The organism is Sphingorhabdus sp. (assembly GCF_044239005.1).
In the GTDB taxonomy this organism is placed as follows: Bacteria; Pseudomonadota; Alphaproteobacteria; order Sphingomonadales; family Sphingomonadaceae; genus Sphingorhabdus_B.
The window spans coordinates 1-4,314 of record NZ_JBIICH010000154.1 but is presented as its reverse complement, the minus strand read 5'-3'; the positions used below and the strand labels follow the sequence as shown (position 1 = coordinate 4,314).

At 57.5% G+C, this 4,314-nt stretch carries 4 protein-coding genes; 2 read left to right on the top strand and 2 right to left on the bottom strand.

The annotated features are described in order from the left end of the window. Window positions 1-700: ABC transporter permease (locus tag ACILQA_RS10160; RefSeq protein ID WP_395629586.1), on the top strand; the 700-nt coding region annotated here is incomplete at its 5' end. 11 nt (window positions 701-711) lie between these two features. Then, the gene (locus ACILQA_RS10155) at window positions 712-1,842 is read left to right on the top strand and encodes an ABC transporter ATP-binding protein (RefSeq protein ID WP_395629585.1); all 1,131 of its coding nucleotides are present in this window, start codon (window positions 712-714) and stop codon (window positions 1,840-1,842) included. Between the two features lie 28 nt (window positions 1,843-1,870). Here the strand turns inward: ACILQA_RS10155 and ACILQA_RS10150 are convergent, their stop codons facing one another. After that, window positions 1,871-2,671, bottom strand: a complete 801-nt coding sequence (locus ACILQA_RS10150) for an FKBP-type peptidyl-prolyl cis-trans isomerase (protein ID WP_395629584.1) — start codon at window positions 2,669-2,671, stop codon at window positions 1,871-1,873. A gap of 190 nt (window positions 2,672-2,861) precedes the next feature. Beyond that, on the bottom strand, window positions 2,862-4,253 hold the full coding sequence (locus ACILQA_RS10145) for an aspartate aminotransferase family protein (RefSeq protein ID WP_395629583.1): 1,392 nt from the start codon (window positions 4,251-4,253) through the stop codon (window positions 2,862-2,864). Window positions 4,254-4,314: the final 61 nt, after the last annotated feature.

Genomic DNA, 4,314 nt, shown 5'->3' with positions numbered 1-4,314 from the left:
CAATGTCGTGTGGAAGGGCTTTACCCTCAAATATTATGAGAAAGCGCTGAACAACGACAGTCTGGTGGAGGCGTTGGTCAACTCGCTCACCATCGCGGCGCTTGCGACGATCGTCAGCCTTGTAATTGGTGCGCTTGCCGCGGTTGCGCTCTGGCGGTTCCGGTTTCCGTTCAAGGGGCTGGTTGAAGGGACCATGTCCCTGCCGATTATTGTTCCTGAGATTTGTTTGGGCGTCGCATTTCTGATCTTTTTTGCAAAGGTCGACTGGCCAACCGATTTGCCATGGCCGCTCAATCTTTCGGCGATCACGATTGCGCATATTACGTTTTGCTTCCCGTTCGTTGCCATGGTTGTGCGTGCGCGCTTGGCGAGTTTTAACAAAGAAGAGGAAGAGGCCGCAAAAGACCTTGGCGCGACGGAATGGCAGGCGTTTCGCGATGTCTTGCTGCCGCACATACGGCCGGCGTTGGTGGCGGGAGCGCTTTTGGCTTTCACGCTTAGTCTCGATGATTTCGTCATCACCTTTTTCACCAGCGGTCCGGACACGATTACCTTCCCGGTGAAGGTATATTCGATGGTCCGTTTCTCGGTCACGCCAGAGGTAAACGCCGCGTCGACGATCCTCATCCTCCTTACTGTCATCCTGACCTTCATCGCGCTGAAACTGCAGGGCGTGAAGGGCATTGCGGAAACCCATTAGAGATCATGCTTATGACCCAAGCCAAACAGCCCATCATTCAAATCCGCAACGTGTCCAAACGCTTTGGCAAGGTGACCGCCGTCGATAATATCAGCCTGGATATTCTCGCAGGCGAATTCTTCGTGCTGTTGGGACCGTCCGGCTGCGGCAAAACCACGTTGCTGCGGATGATCGCCGGCTTTGAAATGCCGACCGAGGGGCAGATCATTATCGACGGGCAGGATATGAGCCTTGTGCCGCCGAACAAGCGGCCCGTGAACATGGTATTCCAAAGCTACGCCGTCTTTCCGCACATGAACGTCACGGACAATGTCGGCTATGGCCTGCGCATAGCTGGCGTATCAAAGGGCGAGATTCGCGACCGCGTTGCCGAGGCGCTTGAACTGGTGAAACTGGGCGGATTTGAAGACCGGATGCCGGACCAGATGTCGGGCGGGCAGCGCCAGCGTGTTGCGCTCGCGCGCAGCCTAGTGATGCGGCCAAAGGTGCTGTTGCTCGACGAACCTTTGTCGGCGCTAGATGCCAAATTGCGCGCACAAATGCAGTTTGAATTGGCTGATCTGCAGGACAAGGTCGGCATTACCTTTGTCACCGTCACGCATGATCAGGATGAGGCATTGTCGATGGCAAGCCGGGTTGCCGTCATCAACAAAGGCGAAGTTGCGCAGCTCGCGCCGCCAGCTGATCTGTATGAATATCCCGCAAACCGGTTCGTTGCCGATTTTGTGGGTTCGGTGAACATATTCGAGGGCAAGTTGACGCTGGACGAGCCGGATAAGGCCGCCGTCGATTGCCCCGGCCTCGGCAAGATATACCTCAATCATGGTGTCACCGGTCCGCATGGCGCCGACGTCTGGGTCGCGCTGCGTCCGGAAAAGATTTACCTGCATGTGCCCGGCGAAGGCAAAGCCGTTCGCGCCGCCGCCCAAGACGCGCCCGATGGCCACAACCTGGCGCGCGGGACGATTAAGGGCATGAGCTATCTCGGCGATATCACGCTGTATGAAATCCAGCTGGAGGGCGGACAGATGATCCGCGTCAGCCGCCCGAACCTGTCTCGCCATGATCAAGAGGATTTCACATGGGATGACAAGGTCAGCATGCACTGGCGTGCGGACAGCCCCGTGGTCCTATTAAGCTAGACGCAAAGCCCGTCCAACGCGACCGGCCTTAATTGTCAGCGGTTGGCACAGGCCGGACATCCAACAAGGTCACGATGATATTGCTTTCGGGACCGGAATCGGCGCCCTTTGGCATGCAAAAACGATAGGTTGACCCTGTCTGCATCATTTTTAGCCCCTCGCCGAACACGGGCGACGCTTGGCTCAACGGAATTTTTTCCCATTCGCGCTGCTGCTGCACGACGCCGGTGCTGGCGTCAAAAACGGTGAAGTCAACAAGCGCCATGTCGCTATCCGTCGCGCTCTTGCCGGTGCCAGCCTTGATAAGGTCAAAGCCCAGTCCGCTTGCCGTGGTTTGCGAACAACTGCGTTCTGCCACGGGAATGATGGGCTTTGGCGCTGGATTTTTGAAGGACAGCAAATCAACTTCGAACACCAAATCTGCATTGGCGGGGATGGGGCCGGTACCTGCCTCGCCATAGCCAAGCTTTGACGGGATGCAGAGACGGTAGCTGCCGCCCGCCTGCATCAATTGCAGGCCCTGCGCAAAACCGGGGATGACGCCGCCAACGGGAAACTGTGCGCCTTGCCCGGAATCAAACTCGGTGCCGTCAGCGGTCAGCATGCCCTTATAATTGACCATGACGCGCGATTCAGCGTTCGGGCGTTCCCCTTTGCCGGCCTTAATCACGGTATAGGACAGGCCTTCTGGTGTCGTGGTCGTGCATGTGAGAATAGGTGGCTTGGGCTTCGCCGCAACGGGCGCTGCCGCATGTGCAGGCGCAAACTGAAGAAGCAGGGCGGGGGTGATGGCCGCCGCGAGGGCGCGCTGAAGCATTTTGGATTTCATGGAGCCAAGGTAAGCATTGGATGTGGTTTGTCTAGCGTGAACAACTTACCGTAGTGCTGATCATCCAGACCCGTCACCCTGAACTTGTTTGTGCGCTGCACGCCTTCGGCTTCAGGGTCTTACTTATCGGCCGCCGAAAGTAAGATGCTGAAACGAGTTCAGCATGACGGAAATAGAAGGACTAAATAATCTACCCGATCGCGCGCAGCTTCGGCTCGGCTTCATCCAGTGACGTGCGAATGATGCCAATCAGATCGTCGATCTGCGACGGCGTGATAATCAATGGCGGGCACATTACGATGCTGTCGCGGATGCCGCGGACCATCAGGCCGTTACGGATGCAGATATCGCGCACCAATGGTCCTGCCGTGCCTTCAGCCCCGCCGAAACGCGCGCCTATGGCCTTGTCGGCAACAACCTCCACCGCGCCCAGCAAGCCAACCGAGCGGGCTTCGCCGACCAGAGGGTGGTCGCTCAATGTCGCCAGCTTCTCGGCAAGATAGGGGCCCGTTTCGTTCCGGACTTTCTCAAACAGTCCCTCGCGCTCCATGATCTCGATATTGCGCAAGGCGACGGCGGATGCGACGGGGTGGCCGGAATAGGTGTAGCCATGGACGAAATCGCCGCCGGTTTTGATGACCTTGACGATCTCCGCGCTCACGGCGACAGCGGAAATCGGCATGTAACCCGATGACAGCCCCTTCGCCATGGCGATGATATCGGGCTTTACGCCAACGGTTTCATGGCCCCAAATATTGCCCGTCCGGCCAAAGCCGCAGATAACCTCATCACACACCAACAATATGCCATATTTGCGGCAGATTGCTTCCACCTGCGGCCAGTAATTGGCTGGCGGAATGATAACGCCGCCTGCGCCCTGGAAAGGCTCACCAATGAAGGCGGCGACATTTTCCGGGCCTACTTCTAATATCTTGTCCTCAATGGCTTGCGCGCATGCGGTGCCGAAATCTTCGGGCGTCATGTCGCGGCCTTCATTGTACCAATAAGGCTGGCGGACATGTTCGATACCCGCCATCGGCAAGATGCCGGGGGCAGGGAAGCCTTGACCATGCATGACCTTCATTCCGCCCATGCTGACGCCCGCCACGGTGGAGCCATGATAGGCATTGTGGCGGCTGATAACGATGGTGCGGCTATGTTCGCCCTTCACCTGCCAATAATGGCGCACCATCCGCAATATGGTGTCATTGGCTTCGGAGCCGGAGCTGTTGAAAAATACATGTGGCAGGCGGCCGCCAGTCAGGCCCGCAATCTTTTCGGCAAGCAAGATGGCAGGTGCGTTCGCGGTTTTGAAGAAGCTGTTATAATATGGCAGCTCAAGCATTTGTTCGCGCGCAACCTCAGCGAGCTCATCGCGGCCATAGCCCGCGTTGACACACCACAGGCCAGCCATCCCGTCCAAAATGCGATTGCCGTCGCCATCATGGATATAGCAGCCTTCAGCATGGGTGATGATGCGGCTGCCGCCCAGGTCTTCGATTTCCTGCCAATCGGCTTGCGCGGGCAAATGGTGGGCGATGTCTAAACGGCGAAGTTCGGCGATGTCGTAATTGCGGGGCATGAAAAGGTCTCCTTAATATTCCCCTCCCGCAAGCGGGAGGGGTTAGGGGAGGGTGGGAGCC